Here is a 17,571-nt window from a genome sequence, read left to right on the forward strand (position 1 = left end):
TACAGAGATGAATGCTACATTGAAAAGGACGATAACGGGTGTAGGGATTGTAGGGGTCACTTTGGCTTCGCTGCTTTTCAGCGAATACGTTTTCGTCCCCGTGATGTTGTTCGCCATGCTTGCCTGCCTTTCGGAATTTTACAGGATGACGGTCCCGGGAAAGTTCCGGATGGCCAAATGGCTGGCCTACATGGCTGCCGTCCTGTTGTTCCTGTTCACATACTTCCACATGTCTTTCCCGTACTATGTCAGCATGAAGCTGATTCTGCTTGCGGTAATACCTTTGGTAGTGATTCTTGTGGCCGGCCTGTTCATACACGATGCCGATGATTTCGACAGTGTGGCCTATCTGTTTACCTCCCAGGTGTACATAGCCCTTCCTTTCGTGTCGATGAACTTGCTGGTTTTCGATGATTTCGGAAACTTCGACGGACTCATACTGATTGGCTTTTTCATAATTCTTTGGGCTTCGGACGTGGGTGCCTATCTTTTCGGGATGTCTTTCGGCCAGAAGCACGGGCACAAGCTCTTCCCCTCGATTTCCCCGAAAAAATCGTGGGAAGGTGTCTGGGGCGGCCTCTTCGTGGCTCTCATTTCCGGAGTGCTGCTGAAAAAATACTGGATGTTCGGTTTTCTTCCTTGGTGGGCGGTAATTTGCCTGACATTGATTATCTTTGTATTCAGTGTTTTCGGAGATTTGGTTGAATCGAAGCTCAAAAGGCATTTCGGGGTCAAGGATTCGGGAAATATCCTGCCCGGACACGGGGGAATGCTCGACCGTTTCGACGGGGCCTTGATTGCCTTTCCTGTCGGCGCCATTTTTCTGATAATTTTTAATTTCATCTAATGGTAAGTTCATCTAATGGTAAGCGGAGGTCTATTATGAAGGTACACAGGGATGGTTTAGGAACGATTTTGGTGGCTTATCTCGGTGTCTTGGCTATCTGCGGAAGCGTGATTTATTTCGTAGATTGCCTTGTAATCAGGATATTCGCCGGTATCGTAGGTGTTGTTCCCGTGGCATTCCTTCCGTATTTCTTCCGTGTGCCCAAGAGGGAATGTATTTGCGAGAACGGGCTCGTTACTTCTGCTGCCGATGGAAAAGTGGTGATAATCAAGAAAGTATACGAGGGAGAACATTTGAGGCGCGAGGCCATTCAGGTTTCTGTTTTCATGGATTTCTTCAATGTACATGTCAATTTTTATCCCCTTTCCGGGATTATAACTTATTTCAAATACCATCCGGGAAAATATCTGTTGGCTTTCAAGCCCAAGGCTTCCGAGGAAAACGAGCGTACTTCCATAGGAATGAAGTGCTTCAACGGGCAGGAGATACTCTTCCGCCAGATTGCAGGCACATTTGCGCGGCGCATAGTGTCTTATGCGGAAGTCGGTGACGAGGTCGAAGGCGCAACCCAGTGCGGACTGATTAAGTTCGGCTCGCGTGTGGATATTTTCCTTCCTGTCGATGCGGAAATCTGTGTCCAGCTCGGCGAGGAGGTAAGGGCCTGCGAGACAGTCATAGCCAAACTCTCCAGCTGTCCCGAGAACTGACGTTCCCTGCCATCGCGGGGGCTGTTACCCTCATGCGATTCCGAGCGCTGACTTTCATGCCATTACTGGGTCAAGTTTCCTGCCATCGCGGGGTTATTTCGCATTATGGTGTTACCGTGCTGGCTTGCAACTGTGTTACAGGCTGCTTGAAGGCCTGTTTTTGATTGTGTCGCTGATTGTGCAGGCCAGTATCTTACAATTTTGTGAAAAATTTCACCCCATAGCCACTTTGCTTTTTTTAGAAGTAACTAATAATCAATAACTTACGAAAAATAGGGCTGCTTTTGGGTGCTTTCTGAGGTACCCAAAAGCAGGAGTGGTTTTGATAAAATACTGATTATTAAATACTTACAAAAATTACAGATGGACGTGAGGTGAAAAATATGCCGGCAAAATCCGAGTTTGGAGCGAGTTAAATTTTGCTAAATCATTAAAAATCAGTATTTTACTAAAATTCAACTCGCTTGTAAATAGTCATTAAAAAATCCCCCAGAGAAATCATAAAAAAGGGACCATACGATACATTCGGTATAGCTTTGAAAAAAGCGAGAAAAAAGAATGATAAGTATGGACAAGAAGCAACAGATTTTACATTACTATCGTGTAGACAGACTTAGTCTACGAGAGATCTCACGGCGTGTATCATTGGACAGGAAGACAGTCCGTCGGATAGTCCGGGGCTACGAAGAGGCAGTGGCTCAGGATCCTGAGACCGGCGTAGAAGACTATCTGTCGATGGTTCCTCGTTACAGAGGCTCATCCAGACCGCCGCGAGTTCTGACGGATGCGGTAATCAAGGAGATAGATCGCTGGTTAAAAGAGAACGATCGCCGAAGTCGCAACGGGATGCGCAAGCAGTGCCTGAAAAAGAAGGACATCCACAGGGAGCTGGCATCAAAGGGGTTCAAGGTCAGTTATCCTACGATATGCCGTTACATCCGCAGGAAACAGGAGAGCCTGATGATGGCCGTATTCGCCTTCCCCTTCAGCAAGGGTCGATTTGCCTATCTGTTCCACCGCCAGGATACTTTGGCATTCATGGAGGCGCACCGTAACTTCTTCCGGAACGTGGAGGGCGTCCCGCGTACCATGGTGTACGACAATATGCGGGTTGCCGTCGTGTTTGACAACAAGGAGAAACGTCCTACGGAAGCCCTGATGCGGCTGAGCACTTTCTACCGGTTCGGTTTCAGGTATTGCAATGCCCGGGCGGGATGGGAGAAAGGCGATGTCGAGCAGGGTGCCATCGGGAGCAGGGGCATGGAATATCAGTGGGGAAGGAAGGATCCGCTGTTGCCGAGCCTGATGTCTTATGAAGATTGTGCCGTTTTGGGCGACTATGATTACGAGACAAATAATTGCAATGTCGGCGACGGGACGGGAAAATGGGATTATGCCCTTCCTATGGAACATGCCGACAAGGCTCTCGGAAATGCCTGCATGGCGGTGCTGAACCCGATGAGTTTCATAATGACGAATTTTTATGTGGAACCTGTCAAGCCTTACGATTGGTTCTGTATGAATCCGGATGCCGGGGCGTTCCTGTGGGGTGATGATATCTCTATGGACAAGACCATCTTCGATCCGTGCCCGGCCGGCTACACCGTGCCTTCGGCTTCTGCCTGGACGGCAGGAGAGGCTTTCGAGCCCGGCGATTTCGGCATTACGGTTTCAGGGATTTTCTGGCCGTTTACAGGTTATAGGATTACCTATTCCGGCAATCACGACGGGACGGACGAATACGGATATTACTGGACACGCAGCATGTGTCCGGAGGAAGGGTCGGAAGGCCGGAGCCTGTATATGCAGGCGGACGCTTCCGGTATGGAACTTCCTTTCGAAGGCAGGGCCATGCCTATGGCCGTGCGTTGCGTGAAGATGTAGATACTTGTGTGTACTGAAACGACTCATGCGTACTAGAACGACTCGGAGAGAGGACCCGAAAGGAGGAATTTCAAGGCTTGCAGATCAAGCGTAATGCTGAAAGTTCCCCTTTTGGTCCTCTCCCCTTTTTCTTCTCACATTTTTTACCCTCTCATCCTTTTTTCCTGTATTGCCTTGCCAATATGAATTTCTGCTGCGGGACGTGGCAGTAGCCGCCGGGATTCTTGTCAAGATAGTCCTGATGGTATTCTTCCGCCCTGTAAAAATTTTTCAGCGGCATGGCTTCCACGGCTATCGGGGCGGTATAGTCGAGTGAGAGTTTTTCGAGGGCTTCGCGCACGGGCTTCCCGTCTTCGGGGTCGGTGTAGTAAATGCCTGTCCTGTACTGTCTTCCGCGGTCTTCTCCCTGTTTGTCGATGCTTGTCGGGTCTATTATTTTGAAAAACAGGCCGAGAAGGTCTTCCAATGGCACTCTTTCAGGGTCGAATCTTACTTCCACGCATTCCACGGCATCCGGCTCTCCCGTGCAGACCTCCTGGTATGTGGGCGAAACCTGCCGGCTGTTGGCATAGCCGACGACGGTTTCTTCCACGCCGTCTATCATTTTAAGAAAATGCTCCGCACCCCAGAAGCATCCTCCGGCGAGATAAATCGTCTTGGTCATTGTCCCGGGGTTTATTCGGTTTTTCTTGCGTACCTGATTTCCACGCCGTCCCTTATAACGGTCAGGGAGTCGGCCGTGAGGCCTTTTATCAACAGTGTGTCGGTAAAATCAATCGTCTGCCCGTTTCCTATGCTTTTTCCTTTCAGAAACAGGATGTTGTCTATCCTGTCCCACTGCTCGTATCGGAGAGTGGCCATGTTTATCGATTCGGCGGTACCGTCTTCCTTCAGTGAGACTCCCTGGGTCTGTCCTGACATTCCCGGTACCGGTTCGACCCAGTCGCCGGTCAGGTAAGCGCCGTCATTCCCGTCAGGCCACAGGATTTCTCCCCCAGGTTTTAATGTATAATTGCCGGCAAGGTCTCCGGTGATTTCATTTCCTTGACGGTCAAGCCATTTCAGTAGTCCGTCCACGGCTTTCAGCAATGTCGTGTCGTTCTCATCCGAGATGAGCGTGAGCCTGTCCCCGGAAACGGTGTATTTTCCTTTCTCCTGATAGGCGCTGTTGCTGCGGTCAATGTACACTCTATCAATGATATAAGTGCCGTTAGTGTCAAGTCTCAGGATCGTGTTTATACCCGGGCAGTCGGCTGCCGGCATTATTGCATGGTATGTTCCAGAATATCCTGCCTCGCTGTTGCCGTTCTTGCAGGATGCCACCGCTACGATTGCCAGTGCCAGCGCGGTGAATTTGATGAAAGAAAATCCGGTTTTCATAATTTTTCTGTTTCTGTTTTTCTGTTTCTGTTGTCTGGTTAAAAATCAATGCTTCCCGGCACCGTATCGCAGCCCGGAAATCAATGCCTGGCCGCTAAAATCAATGCCGATTTGCAAAAATAAGAAAAATAGTTTTGGATTTATGCGCAAACCTTATATCTTTGCAATCCCAATCAGGCGGAAATAGCTCAGTTGGTAGAGCATCAGCTTCCCAAGCTGAGGGTCGCGGGTTCGATTCCCGTTTTCCGCTCAAAATTTACAACTTTTTAAGGCTCAATAACTTGCAAATCATAAAAAACGGTTATGCGGGCCTTTTTTCATGCCCTCCCGGCCCTTTTTTCCGCCAATTATGTCCAGTTTTGCCAGGTTTTGTCTCATGGATTCGGATTTTTTCCACCTCACGTCCATCTGCGGTTTTTGTAAGTGTTTAATAATCAGTATTTTATTAAAATTACTCCTGCTTTTGGGTATTTTCTGAGGCACCCAAAAGCAGCCTGCAATTTTGCAATACGCTGATTATCAATATATTAATAATAGGTAAGATGGCTGTGGGGTGGAAAATGAGCCGTACTCAGGGGCGCCACTTTATGCGTGGGCAGGATGTTTCCGACCGTGAATCCGAAATATCCGCCAGTCCGTGTTTTTTTGTCCGTAATTGCTATCTTTGTGTGTGTTTTTGGTGAAATCTGTCATGCAGAAGCAGAAAAAAGATGCGGAAAGAAAGAGCTGAAAGAGGTACAGAAAGAAGATGCGAGGATGCTGAAAATACGGAAAATGCAGAAGATACGGAAAGAAAAGGATACGGTGGAGTTTATGATAAGGCTGTACTGCCGTCGCAGGCATGGGGCGGAAGGGCTTTGTTCCGAATGTGAAGACCTTTTGAGATATTCACAGGCCCGGTTGGACAGTTGCCCGTTCGGTGTCAGTAAAAAGTCGTGCCGGAAATGCAGCATACATTGTTATAGTCCTGAAATGAGGGAGAAAATCCGGGAAGTGATGCGTTACAGCGGTCCGAGGATGTTCCTTTACTCGCCGTTCGAGGCATTCAGGCATATTTGAGATTGTAAATGGGAAAAATATGAAGACAAGCGGGCACATTTTTATTCAAACATACCATTCTCCTTGCGGGGATTTGACACTCGGTTCTTTCGGCGACAGGCTCTGCCTGTGCAATTGGACAAATGAAAAACATCCCGGCAGGGTAGACCATCGCTTGCGGACATATCTGTCGGCTTCATATTCGGAAGTCCCTTCGGACATCACCCGTGAGGCGGCCCGTCAGCTGGATGAATATTTCAGGAAAGAACGGACGTCGTTCGATATTCCGTTGCTTTTTGCCGGCTCGGAGTTTCAGAACAGGGTATGGGCAGCTCTGTTGGAAATCCCTTACGGGCGGACTCTTTCATACGGCCGGCTGGCCATGGAGCTCGGCATGCCAAAGGCCGTGCGTGCCGTAGCGAATGCAAACGGTGCCAATGCCATTTCCATTTTTGCCCCATGCCACCGGGTAATAGGTGCCGGAGGTTCGCTTGCAGGCTATGGAGGAGGCCTTGAAGCAAAAAAAATTTTACTTGAACTCGAAGGCTGCCGCTGCCTCTGACTTCCGCCTGATACCGATATGTGCGTATGCAATGCAATCGCATGCAAAATCCGTTTAGCGGAATCTCGGAAAATTTTCATTAACTTTGGTGCGTTCATAAAAATTTATAAGAAGTTGTTTAAAAATACGTGTCATGAAAAAGTTTTCGATAATCATTTTTACCCTTATTCTCGGTTTTTCCACAGCCGCGGCACAGACTTCCGACATTCAGGATACGTTTTTCGGAGTGCGCTTCGGAACTTCGCAGGAAGCAGCAGGGACGATTTTAATGAGAAAGGGCATAATTGCTATTTCGGATTACAATCGATTGGGACTTTATGAAGTTACATTGGGTGGATATGAATGGCGTCATGTCACTATGCACTTTAATGATTATGGACTTTATAGAGTGTATTTAGAATGTAACTTTAACTCTCGCGATAATGCTTTGTCCATGTTTAACAGATTATTTTCGAACTTGACCAGAATATATGGTTCATATTCTTCTAGTGATTTCAGTTCTTTGAATGATAAAGCATATATGTTCATGGATGACGAAAGGATGTGTGCGCTAGTTTTTATTTACGGAGAATCCAAAGGAGGAGACATGTTTTATTATGTAACGTTAGATTATTGTGATATGAACCTTTACAACAAGACTGTTGATGAACTGTAAAAATTTTCTTTCTGCGGCCGTACTGGCTGCCGCTTTCGTACTGTCTTCCTGCAATGATAGGAACGGCAATGTGGAACTTACCTGGATTAAGGACAATGCGGGGGAAAAACTGATGCCGCTTGAGTTGTTCGGCGATGTGCCTGACAGCCTTGTGTCCGGATTGTCCATTCAGGAAGGGATACCGTCGTCCGTGAGTGTCTTTCTTGTAAAGACCGGTGAAGGGACGATACTTTTCGATACCGGTCTCGGCACCAGGGAGAGCCTGCTTGAAGAAGGACTGGCAGGGGCGGGAGTGACGCCCGAGGATATAGATTTCCTGTACCTGACCCATTTTCACGGTGACCATATAGGCGGTATGATGAAGGGGGATTCGGTAGCCTTCCCGAATGCCGAGGTCTATGCCTCGCAAGCAGAATATGATGCATGGATGGCTATGCCGGACGGCCAGAAGGCCCAGGTCGTGAAAACGATGTCGGCCTATTCCGACAGGTTGCATCTGTTCGGTTTCGGCGATGTGCTTCCGGGGAAGGTGCTTGCCATCGGGGCTGTGGGACATACTCCGGGCCATACTGCTTATCAGGTGGGCACATATCTGATAGCGGGAGACTTCATGCATGGCGCCGCATTGCAGTCGGCTTATCCCGAGTATTGCGCCGCATACGATATGGATAAGGCCAAGGCGGTCGAGACAAGAAAATATCTCATGGATTATGCTCGTGAGAACAATCTCGTGCTTGCCGGAATGCATCTGCCTGAAGGCATAATGCGCTGAATGTAAAACGCTGAAGGGTATAATGCGTTAAAATGCACCCGGCAGCTGGGCCGCGCACAGCCGCATTGCCATTCCAAGGATTTTTTCGTGATCGAAGGCCAGTTCCGGAATCCCCTCCAGTGGAAACCATCTGGCCTTCGCCGCATCATCCCCTCCCGCGACCTTGCAGATTTCGGTTATGGTATAAAATGCTATGCTTACGACCCTTTCGCGCGGATCGCGATGTACGTCGCTGAAGGTATGGAACTGGGTCAGTCCGGAGCATTCCAGCCCGGTTTCTTCATACAGCTCCCTCCTGGCGCATTCTTCGGCGGTCTCGCCAATCTCCATGAAGCCCCCGGGCAATGCCCATTTTCCTTTGAAAGGTTCGTTCCCACGCTCTATTAGCAGGACTTTGGCGGTCTCGCCGTCAATCCCGAAAACCACACAGTCTGCCGTTACGGCCGGACGAGGGTGTTTATATGTGTATTCTGGCATCTTTTATGCTATTTTGGCGCAACAGTATTTTTCAGCACGTAAATATACGCAGAAGCCTGGAGCGGAGCAAACCAATTGTGTAATAATTGCCGGTAAAGCGGTTTTTGTCCATAATTCCGGCGTTTTCGTCTAATCTTTTTGCAGAGTTGCCGGAGGGCGTGTAATTTTGCCGCGTAGAATTTTTGGAAACAATTTTTAAAAATATATGAAAATATTTAATGACAAATCCGTATCGGCGCTCACGGCCGTGGCCATCTCGGTCTTTGCCGTCATTCCGTACAACGCCGGTGCACAGGAAGACCTGCCTCCTGACAAGGTCTGGACTCTCGAAGACTGCATAGAATATGCTCTCCAGGAAAACATTTCATTGAAAAAGAGCCGTCTTGAAGTGGAAAGTGCGGAACTCGACTTAAAGCAGTCGAAGGCCGCGATGTATCCGGGCGTGTCTTTCTCCACCTCCCAGAACCTGACCAACAAGCCATACCAGGAGACGAGCAGCACCATAGCCGGAAGCGAAATCCTCCAGACCAACGACAAAACAAGCTACATGGGTTCATACGGCCTGAATGCCCAGTGGAGCCTATTCGAGGGGTTGCGCCTTCGCAATACCGTCAAACAGGACAAGCTCGGAGGACGGCTGGCGGAACTGAACGTGGACATTTCGCAGAACTCGATTCTCGAAAGCATCGCACAGATTTATGTCCAGATACTGTATGCTTCCGAGGCCGTGGACGTGGCGAGGCTGACCCTTGAAACCAGCGAGGCCGAATGTACCCGCGGCAAGGAACTTCTCGATGCGGGCAGCATTTCCCAGGCAGATTATGCCCAGCTGGAAGCCCAGAGGAGCAGCGACCGGTACCAGCTTGTCTCTTCAGAAGCGACGTTGGCCGATTATAAGTTACAGTTGAAGCAACTCCTTGAAATACAAGGGGATTATGAGATGAATCTCTTCCTTCCGGAGATTTCCGATGAGTCCGTGCTCGTCCCGCTTCCAGACAAATCCAGCCTTTATGAGGCGGCCCTCGGGGTAAGGCCTGAAATAGAGTCGGGGAACCTCAATATCGAATCTTCCGAATTGGGGGAGAAAATATCCAAGGCAGGCTATTATCCGTCCCTCAGCCTTTCGGCCGGCATAGGTACGAACCATACGAGCGGTTCCGATATGTCTTTCATCGAGCAGGTGAAGCGGGGCTGGTTCAATTCCGTCGGCCTTACGCTGAGCATCCCAATTTTTAGCAACCTCCAGAACAAGACGGCGGTACGCAAGGCCGAGATACAGACACAGACGGCAAGGCTGGAACTCATCGAAAGCCAGAAAGACCTCTACAAGACAATCGAGGGGTTCTGGCAGGATGCCAATTCCGCCCAGAAACAGTATCTGGCGGCCAAGGAACAGCTCAACAGTGCGCGTGTCAGCTATGAACTCGTCAGCGAGCAGTTCGACCTCGGTATGAAAAATACGGTTGAACTCCTGACCGAGAAAAACAATTATCTCATGGCCAATATGCAGATGCTCCAGGCCAAATATATGGCTGTCATGAATATACAGCTGCTTAATTTTTACAGTGGAAAAGAAATAACAATTTTATAATCATGAAAAAAGGGAAAAGAATCGTTTCAATCACGGTCATTGCGGCCATAGTCGTTGCGGCCGTGCTTCTGATTGTCTTTGGAAAGAACTCGGAAAAGAACAAACTGGTATATGAAACGGCTCCGGTGACTTACGGCAATGTGTCAAAGTCAGTTACGGCTACCGGAACGATAGAGCCGGTAACGGAAGTCGAAGTAGGTACCCAGGTGTCGGGAATCATCGACAAGATATATGTGGATTACAATTCTATTGTCAAGGAAGGCCAGCTTATAGCGGAAATGGACAAGGTGACACTTGAAAGCGAACTCGCTTCGGCCAAGGCCCAGTACGAAGGGAGCAAGGCTGAGTACGAATACCAGACGAAAAATTATGAGCGCAGCAAGGCATTGCACGAAAAATCCCTCATAAGCGACACTGAATACGAACAGGCCCTTTACAATTACCGTATGGCGGAAAGTACGTTCCATACCAACGAAGCCGCTCTTGCGAAGGCAGAAAGGAACCTTTCGTATGCTACAATCACTTCTCCGATAAACGGTGTGGTCATAGACCGGGCGGTCGAGGAAGGCCAGACCGTTGCCGCCGGTTTCGAAACACCTACGCTTTTCAACATAGCGGCAGACCTGACACAGATGCAGGTGATTGCCGATGTGGATGAGGCCGACATAGGCGGAGTTAAGGACGGGCAGAGGGTTTCGTTCACCGTCGATGCATATCCGGACGATGTTTTCGAAGGCCGCGTAATGCAGATAAGGCTCGGCAGCAGCAATTCTTCTTCATCTTCAGTCGCTTCCACTTCGACCGAAAGTGTCGTTACATACGAAGTCGTCATTTCGGCGGCCAATCCGGACCTGAAGCTGAAACCGAGGCTTACGGCGAATATAACCATTTATACCGAAGAGCATGAAAACGTCCTGCTCGTTCCGTCCAAGGCCTTGCGCTTCATGCCGGGTGAGCCTCTTACAAGCCGCAAGGATGTAATCAAGGACTGCGATTCGTCCCAGAAACTTTGGGTCAAGGAAGGAAACGTTTTCACGGCATATCCTGTGGAGACAGGGATTTCCGACGGGACTTTCACCGAGATTACAGGCGGAGTGCCCGAAGGTACAGAAGTCGTTACCGGAGTCTCGCTTGCGATACCTGTGGCGAACAACCAGCCACCGCGCGGTTTCATGGGGCATCCGGGAGCGAGGAGGTAGCCACGTGCGGGCGTGAATGTTGATTAATATCGATTGAAAATAGTCGAAGTTGTTATGAGTGACTGTGTTATTAAAATTGACAATATAAAGAGGGATTTCATAGTCGGTGACGAGACCGTCCATGCCTTGCGGGGAGTTTCCTTCGATATCCATAAGGGGGAATTCGTGACAATCATGGGCGCTTCCGGCTCTGGAAAATCCACTCTGCTGAACATCCTCGGCTGCCTGGATACTCCCACTTCGGGCGAATATCTGCTCGACGGGATTCCGGTCCGGACGATGGGCAAGAACCAGAGGGCGATTCTCCGGAACAGGAAGATAGGTTTCGTGTTCCAGAACTACAATCTCCTTGCAAAATCCACTGCCATTGAGAATGTGGAACTTCCGCTTATGTACAATCCCGAGATATCCGGTTCCGAGAGACGGCGCAGGGCGATAGAGGCCCTTGAGGCCGTCGGGCTCGGCGACAGGCTGAAACACAAGTCGAACCAGATGTCGGGAGGTCAGATGCAGAGGGTGGCGATTGCCAGGGCCCTTGTAAACAATCCGGCCGTCATACTTGCGGACGAGGCCACGGGAAACCTCGATTCGCGTACCTCTTTCGATATCCTGGTGCTGTTCCAGAAACTTCATTCGGAAGGAAGGACGATAATTTTCGTGACCCACAATCCAGAGATTTCCGGATATAGCAGCCGCAATATCAGGCTCCGCGACGGCCATATTATCGAAGATAGGCTCAATGAAAACATACTTTCGGCGGAAGCGACACTCGCTTCGCTTCCGAAGACCGACGACTGAGTAAATAACTGATTGGCGATGAATTGGACTAATTTATTCAAGATATCTTTAAAGGCCCTTGCAAACAATAAGATGAGGGCGGTCCTGACGATGCTGGGAATCATCATCGGCATAGCTTCGGTGATAACCATGATTGCCCTCGGCCAAGGTTCGAAGCAGAGCATCCAGGATGAAATCAAGGGCATGGGCTCCAACATCATAATGATTTTTCCCGGAGGCGAAAGGCGTGCGGGTGTGAGGCTCGACCCTTCCGAGATGCAGACCCTGAAGCTTGAAAACTATGAGGCCCTGAGGGACGAATCTATTTTCCTTTCGGCAGTCAGCCCGTACGTTACTTCGTCCGGCCAGCTTGTCAGCGGCAACAACAACTATCCTTCTACAGTTACCGGTGCCGGAATCGATTATCTGCAAATCAGGCAGTTAAATATCGAAGACGGTGAGATGTTCACGGAGCAGGACATACAGGCTTCGGCCAAGGTCTGTGTCATAGGAAAGACCATAGCTGACAACCTTTTTCCTGACGGGGGTGACCCGATAGGCCGTACGATACGTTTCAACCAGGTGCCGTTCAGGGTAGTCGGGGTATTGGAATCCAAGGGTTACAATTCGATGGGTATGGACCAGGACGATATAGTCATAGCCCCGTATACCACGGTGATGAAAAGGCTGCTGTCCCAGACATATCTCCAGGGCATATTTTCTTCGGCGCTCTCCGAAGAAATGACTGATTATGCCATATCGGAGATTACGAGCATTCTGAGGCAGGAGCATAATCTCGGGCAGGACGAAGCCGATGATTTCGATGTCCGCAGCCAGCAGGAGCTGAGCGAGATGCTGAATACGACAATGAACCTTCTGACGACACTGCTTGCCTGCATAGCCGGAATCTCGCTGATTGTCGGCGGCATCGGCATCATGAACATCATGTACGTTTCGGTAACGGAGAGGACAAAGGAAATCGGCCTCAGGATGTCCGTGGGGGCGCGCGGCATTGATGTGCTGACACAGTTCCTCATCGAGGCCGTCCTTATAAGTTTTACAGGAGGAGTGATAGGAGTGCTGATAGGCTGTTCGGCCTGCATGGCAATCAAATATCTTGCAGACTGGCCCGTAAGCATCCAGACCTGGAGCATAGTGCTGTCTTTCGTAGTCTGCACCGTAACCGGTGTGTTCTTCGGATGGTATCCGGCACGCAAGGCCTCCAATCTTGACCCTATAGACGCGTTGAGGTACGAATAACGAGGTGAAAAAATAGCGAGGTGCAAAATAACGAGTACGAATGGCCGTGATGCAGAAACCACATTCCAAAGTTCCCGGGGCGGTAATACACATTATCGTCTGGGCGCTTTTTTTCGCCCTTCCGCTTTTTTTCATGTGGAACCGCAGTTGGGAAAGCATAGACTGGGGCAGGTTTTCGAGACATTGCCTGAACCTTACGGTGCTTTGTGCCGCCTTCTATCTGAATTATTTCATCCTGATTCCGCGCCTGCTGTTTAACGGAAGGAAGCACAGGTTCGTGATTGCGAATGTTTGCGTGGCCTTGGTGCTTTCGACCGCCATGATGCTCTGGCAAATGTATTCTTTCGTCCCCGATGCGCCCGGGCCGCGGTTCAAAATCAATCCGGTCCTGTTTTCATTCATCCGGGATTTCGTGTCCATTTTCATAATAATATGCCTTTCCGCCCTGGTCAAGATGAGCGTAAGGTGGCAGCAGGCTGAAAATGCGAGACGCGAGGCGGAGAAGAGCAGGAGCGAGGCGGAACTGAAAAATCTTCGCAATCAGCTGAATCCGCATTTTCTGCTCAATACCCTGAATAATATTTATGCCCTCATTTCCATAGATTCCGAAAAGGCTCAGGAGGCGGTGTCGGAGCTCAGCCGGCTTCTGAGATATGTCCTGTACGACAACAACCAGGATACAGTGCCGCTCGGAAAGGAAATGGATTTTATCAAGGATTATATTTATCTTATGAAAATCCGTGTTTCAGCGAATGTTTCGGTCGAGACCGATATAAAAGTCTCTCCGGACAGCCGTACGCCGGTGGCTCCGCTGGTCTTCATATCGCTTATCGAAAATGCTTTCAAGCACGGGATATCGCCGGTGGAACGGAGCCATATAAGGATATTTTTCGACGAGACTCCGGACCGTATCGTCTGCGACATAAGGAACAGTTACCACCCGAAACCCCATTCGGACAGGAGCGGTTCCGGAATCGGTCTGGAGCAGGTCGGGAAAAGGCTTGAACTGCTGTATCCCGGCGGTTATTCGTGGGAAAAGGGCCTGATGCCCGGCGGCGGGGAGTATTTTTCCCGTCTGGAACTGATGAAAGAGGAGGGAAGAAGACAATGACAACACCAGTTTTGCCTGATAACCGTATTTTGCGCTGTGCGGTCGTGGATGATGAACCGCTTGCCCTGTCGCTGATGGTTTCGTATGTGGAGAAAACACCTTTCCTCTCCCTTTCCGGGGCTTATTCCAGTGCCGTAGAGGCTTTGGGGGCCTTGGCCGCTATGCAGGTCGACCTGGTCTTCCTCGATATACAGATGCCGGAGTTGGACGGGCTGGATTTTTCGCGGATGATAGACAAGTCGGTCAAGATTGTCTTTACGACGGCTTTCGACCGTTATGCCATCGACGGATACAAGGTCAATGCTGTTGATTATCTGCTCAAACCGATTTCATACAAGGATTTTCTTGAAGCCGCCGGCAGGGTTCTGGAGCGTTTTCCATCCCCTTCCGCCCCGGTGCGCAGTTCGTTTTTCGTGAAGAGTGAATACAGATATATACAAATCTATTTTGACGAGATACTGTATATCGAAGGGATGAAGGACTATGTGAAAATATACCTTTCGGGCAGCAGGGAGCCTGTCCTGTCGCTGATGGGGATGAAAACTGTCGAATCCCGGCTCCCTTCCGGGGATTTTATCCGCATACACCGCTCTTTCATAGTACGGAAAGACAAAATCCGCGCGATAGAGAGGGGAGGCGTAATCGTCAGGGGGGCGACTTCCTCCGCTGAAGGCCGCCGCATTCCTGTGGGGGAAAGTTACAGGGAGCTGTTGCAGTCGCTATTGTAAGGTGGCGGCGGAAAAACTCACCCCATGTCCATCTTCTGTTTTTGTAATATGTTGATAATCAATATTTTACTAAAATTATTCCTGCTTTTGGGTATGTCTGGAAGTACCCAAAGACAGCCCTGTTTTTGCAAGTTGTTGATTGTCAGTTGCTCCGGAAAGGGTAGGCTGGCTGTGGGGTGGAAAATGACACGACAAAATCCTATTTTTCCTCCTCATTCCACTTCCACCCCTTTTCCCGTCATTCTTTAGGCAGAGATTTTGTTTCTTGGGCCGCCGGAAGCGGAATCGCGGCATGCAAGAATAGTGACAAACCGGGCACGCCCCGGCATTCCCCGGCACTTCTCCGGCACCTTTGCAAATAAATTTGCATTACTCTCGGCTTCTATGTATATTTGCTGCCGAAAATTAAGACACTGTTTTAAACAGCTTCTAAAGTATCTCTCAGGGCAGGGTGTAATTCCCTACCGGCGGTAACAGTCCGCGACTCCCTGAAAAGGGACTGAACCGGTGGAACTCCGGTACCGACGGTCAAAGTCCGGATGGAAGACGGGATGCGGCGGCCTCGCGGCCGTGTATTTGGTTGGATATGTAGCCCTGGGTGTTATGCCCGGGGTTTTTTATTTGAAACGAATTTTATTTGAAACTATATTTTTAAACAACTTCTTAGTAATGATGATGGCTGATTGCGGTTTGCCGCAGACGGTCTATGCTTGATGAAGGTTATGAAGGTTATGTCGGACGGAACGGACAAACAATATATGATGATGGCGATGGCCGAGGCAGAAAAGGGTGTCGGGGCTGTCAGTCCGAACCCTATGGTCGGGGCCGTGATTGTAAAGGACGGGAAAGTCATAGGTAAGGGGCATCATGTAAGATACGGAGGCCTTCATGCGGAGAGGGAGGCACTGCTGGACTGCAAGGCCAACGGGGAGTCTCCGGTTGGTGCCACCATGTATGTGACCCTCGAACCATGCTGCCATTACGGGAAACAGCCTCCATGTACCGATGCCATTGTCGAAGCCGGTATAGCACGTGTAGTGGCAGGTCTGGGAGACCCTAATCCCTTGGTGTGCGGCAAAGGGCTGGAGATATTGCGGTCGGCGGGAATCGTGACCGAATGCGGCCTGTGTGAAAACGCACTGATGGAGCAGAACAGGGTTTTCCTGAAATACATCACTTCGCGCCGGCCGTGGACGGTCCTGAAATATGCCATGACTGCTGACGGGAAGATAGCGGCAGTGTCGGGGGATTCGAAATGGATTTCCGGAGAACAGTCGAGGCGTAAGGCACATCTGCTGAGGAACCGTTATACCGGCATAATTGTCGGGATAGGGACGGTGCTTGCCGACGACCCGATGCTGAATTGCAGGGTGGAGCCTTCCGCGGGATTACGTTCTCCGGTCAGGATTATTCTCGATTCGTCCGCATCCATACCGGTCGACAGCAAAATAGTGCGTACGGCAAGGGAATACCGGACAGTCGTCGTGCATACGGAGAAGGCCTCCGGGCAGTCCCTGAAGAGGCTGAACGCTCTCGGTGTGGAGACACTGCTTTGTGAAGCTGACGGGAGCAGCCGTCCGGATGTGGCCTGTCTGTGCGATGAATTGGGGTCCATGGGGATTGATTCCATACTTGTGGAAGGCGGGGCGGAAACGGCCTGGAGTTTCGTCAGCGCCGGCCTCGTGGACGAATATTATGTTTTCGTGGCCCCGAAAATCATAGGAGGAGGCAATGCCAAAGGTCCGGTAGGGGGCGACGGTTTTATGAAAATGTGTCAGGCCGTCCCGATGGCCGTGGCCGACATCGCCCTTTCCGGGGACGATTTGGAGATACATGCATACAGGAAAGAATTTTTTGAAACATTGGACAGGAAAATATGTTTACGGGAATCATAGAGGAAATAGGCAGAATCGTGTCCGTAAGGCACGGTGCGCACAGCGCCGTACTCGGAATATCGGCGGATAAGGTCCTTGAAGGTACGGCCATAGGTGACAGTATCGCTGTGAACGGCGTATGTCTGACAGTTACCGCTCTCGAAAATTCCGGTTTTTCGGCGGATGTCATGCCGCAGACGTTGAGGCGCAGCGCATTGCAGCATCTCCGTCCCGGTTCTCCGGTCAATCTTGAAAGGGCCATGCCCGCCGGAGGAAGGTTCGGGGGACATATCGTTTCCGGACATACGGATGCCTGTGGCAGCGTGGTATCGCTTGAAACCGAGGATAATGCAGTGGTCGCAAGGATAGCCGTTCCTCAGGATATCCTCGGGTATATAGCCGAAAAAGGCTCTGTCACCATTGACGGGGCGAGCCTTACGGTATCGCGGCTGCATGCGGACGGTTTTTCGGTCTCACTGATACCCCATACCCGGCAGTCCACGACACTCGGTCTTCTTAAGGCAGGGGATACGGTGAACGTGGAAGTGGACATACTCGCCCGTTATATCGGGAGGCTGCTGTCGGTTTCGGACGGAAGACCGGTGCTCTCGGACGGAATACAGGCAGTGCTTTCAGACGGAAGACAGGCGACGCAGGGCCGTCCTTCCGGGATTACGGAAGAATTTTTAAGGGAAAACGGATTTTAAAA

18 protein-coding genes, 1 tRNA gene and 1 riboswitch are annotated in these 17,571 nt (G+C 50.2%); of the genes, 16 read left to right on the forward strand and 3 right to left on the reverse strand.

Annotated features, from left to right (window positions below; all coding sequences use genetic code 11):
• The first annotated feature begins 7 nt into the window (after nucleotides 1-7).
• The 3 genes from B5F83_RS01755 (at nucleotide 8) to B5F83_RS01765 (ending at nucleotide 3,438) form a co-directional block, all read left to right on the forward strand.
• On the forward strand, nucleotides 8-847 hold the full coding sequence (locus B5F83_RS01755; protein WP_087275326.1) for a phosphatidate cytidylyltransferase: 840 nt from the start codon (nucleotides 8-10) through the stop codon (nucleotides 845-847).
• Nucleotides 847-1,554 (forward strand): phosphatidylserine decarboxylase family protein, encoded by a 708-nt coding sequence (locus B5F83_RS01760; RefSeq protein ID WP_087275324.1) that lies wholly within the window; start codon nucleotides 847-849, stop codon nucleotides 1,552-1,554. The genes B5F83_RS01755 and B5F83_RS01760 overlap by 1 nt, the downstream gene beginning before the upstream one ends.
• A 567-nt stretch (nucleotides 1,555-2,121) precedes the next feature.
• Nucleotides 2,122-3,438 (forward strand): helix-turn-helix domain-containing protein, encoded by a 1,317-nt coding sequence (locus tag B5F83_RS01765; RefSeq protein WP_158094125.1) that lies wholly within the window; start codon nucleotides 2,122-2,124, stop codon nucleotides 3,436-3,438.
• Nucleotides 3,439-3,589: 151 nt separating this feature from the next.
• Here the strand turns inward: B5F83_RS01765 and msrA are convergent, their stop codons facing one another.
• A complete protein-coding gene (msrA, locus tag B5F83_RS01770; RefSeq protein ID WP_087275319.1) occupies nucleotides 3,590-4,102 on the reverse strand; it encodes a peptide-methionine (S)-S-oxide reductase MsrA in 513 nt (170 codons plus the stop codon).
• Nucleotides 4,103-4,113: 11 nt separating this feature from the next.
• Nucleotides 4,114-4,818: a lipocalin family protein gene (locus tag B5F83_RS01775; RefSeq protein WP_087275317.1), complete on the reverse strand. Its 705-nt coding sequence runs from the start codon at nucleotides 4,816-4,818 to the stop codon at nucleotides 4,114-4,116.
• Nucleotides 4,819-4,995: 177 nt separating this feature from the next.
• Here B5F83_RS01775 and B5F83_RS01780 point away from each other — a divergent pair.
• The 5 genes from B5F83_RS01780 (at nucleotide 4,996) to B5F83_RS01805 (ending at nucleotide 7,845) form a co-directional block, all read left to right on the forward strand.
• A tRNA-Gly gene (locus B5F83_RS01780) sits at nucleotides 4,996-5,068 on the forward strand.
• 524 nt (nucleotides 5,069-5,592) lie between these two features.
• The gene (locus tag B5F83_RS01790) at nucleotides 5,593-5,877 is read left to right on the forward strand and encodes a nitrous oxide-stimulated promoter family protein (protein WP_087275536.1); all 285 of its coding nucleotides are present in this window, start codon (nucleotides 5,593-5,595) and stop codon (nucleotides 5,875-5,877) included.
• Nucleotides 5,878-5,896: 19 nt separating this feature from the next.
• Nucleotides 5,897-6,418, forward strand: coding sequence for a methylated-DNA--[protein]-cysteine S-methyltransferase (locus B5F83_RS01795; RefSeq protein WP_087275312.1), 522 nt, complete (start codon nucleotides 5,897-5,899; stop codon nucleotides 6,416-6,418).
• Nucleotides 6,419-6,551: 133 nt separating this feature from the next.
• Nucleotides 6,552-7,073 (forward strand): hypothetical protein, encoded by a 522-nt coding sequence (locus tag B5F83_RS01800; RefSeq protein ID WP_087275310.1) that lies wholly within the window; start codon nucleotides 6,552-6,554, stop codon nucleotides 7,071-7,073.
• Nucleotides 7,063-7,845 (forward strand): MBL fold metallo-hydrolase, encoded by a 783-nt coding sequence (locus B5F83_RS01805; RefSeq protein WP_087275308.1) that lies wholly within the window; start codon nucleotides 7,063-7,065, stop codon nucleotides 7,843-7,845. Before B5F83_RS01800 ends, B5F83_RS01805 begins: the two co-directional genes overlap by 11 nt.
• 27 nt (nucleotides 7,846-7,872) lie before the next feature.
• Here B5F83_RS01805 and B5F83_RS01810 read toward each other — a convergent pair whose 3' ends face one another.
• Nucleotides 7,873-8,322 (reverse strand): NUDIX hydrolase, encoded by a 450-nt coding sequence (locus B5F83_RS01810; RefSeq protein WP_087275306.1) that lies wholly within the window; start codon nucleotides 8,320-8,322, stop codon nucleotides 7,873-7,875.
• Between the two features lie 205 nt (nucleotides 8,323-8,527).
• Here B5F83_RS01810 and B5F83_RS01815 point away from each other — a divergent pair, with 205 nt between their 5' ends.
• From B5F83_RS01815 to B5F83_RS01850, 8 genes are all read left to right on the forward strand, one after another.
• Complete coding sequence (locus tag B5F83_RS01815) at nucleotides 8,528-9,913, forward strand: TolC family protein (RefSeq protein ID WP_087275305.1); 1,386 nt, start codon at nucleotides 8,528-8,530, stop codon at nucleotides 9,911-9,913.
• 2 nt (nucleotides 9,914-9,915) lie between these two features.
• Nucleotides 9,916-11,112: an efflux RND transporter periplasmic adaptor subunit gene (locus B5F83_RS01820; protein ID WP_087275303.1), complete on the forward strand. Its 1,197-nt coding sequence runs from the start codon at nucleotides 9,916-9,918 to the stop codon at nucleotides 11,110-11,112.
• 54 nt (nucleotides 11,113-11,166) lie between these two features.
• A complete protein-coding gene (locus B5F83_RS01825; RefSeq protein ID WP_087275300.1) occupies nucleotides 11,167-11,910 on the forward strand; it encodes an ABC transporter ATP-binding protein in 744 nt (247 codons plus the stop codon).
• 18 nt (nucleotides 11,911-11,928) lie between these two features.
• Nucleotides 11,929-13,149 (forward strand): ABC transporter permease, encoded by a 1,221-nt coding sequence (locus B5F83_RS01830; protein WP_087275298.1) that lies wholly within the window; start codon nucleotides 11,929-11,931, stop codon nucleotides 13,147-13,149.
• A 40-nt stretch (nucleotides 13,150-13,189) separates the two neighbouring features.
• On the forward strand, nucleotides 13,190-14,260 hold the full coding sequence (locus tag B5F83_RS01835) for a histidine kinase (RefSeq protein WP_087275296.1): 1,071 nt from the start codon (nucleotides 13,190-13,192) through the stop codon (nucleotides 14,258-14,260).
• A complete protein-coding gene (locus tag B5F83_RS01840; RefSeq protein WP_087275294.1) occupies nucleotides 14,257-14,988 on the forward strand; it encodes a LytTR family DNA-binding domain-containing protein in 732 nt (243 codons plus the stop codon). Before B5F83_RS01835 ends, B5F83_RS01840 begins: the two co-directional genes overlap by 4 nt.
• Before the next feature lie 433 nt (nucleotides 14,989-15,421).
• Nucleotides 15,422-15,544, forward strand: a riboswitch (FMN riboswitch).
• Between the two features lie 166 nt (nucleotides 15,545-15,710).
• Complete coding sequence (ribD, locus tag B5F83_RS01845; RefSeq protein WP_239383797.1) at nucleotides 15,711-16,883, forward strand: bifunctional diaminohydroxyphosphoribosylaminopyrimidine deaminase/5-amino-6-(5-phosphoribosylamino)uracil reductase RibD; 1,173 nt, start codon at nucleotides 15,711-15,713, stop codon at nucleotides 16,881-16,883.
• Nucleotides 16,865-17,569, forward strand: coding sequence for a riboflavin synthase (locus B5F83_RS01850; protein WP_087275292.1), 705 nt, complete (start codon nucleotides 16,865-16,867; stop codon nucleotides 17,567-17,569). Before ribD ends, B5F83_RS01850 begins: the two co-directional genes overlap by 19 nt.
• Nucleotides 17,570-17,571: the final 2 nt, after the last annotated feature.

Source organism: Muribaculum sp. An289, assembly GCF_002159555.1.
Lineage (GTDB): Bacteria > Bacteroidota > Bacteroidia > Bacteroidales > UBA932 > Merdivivens > Merdivivens faecigallinarum.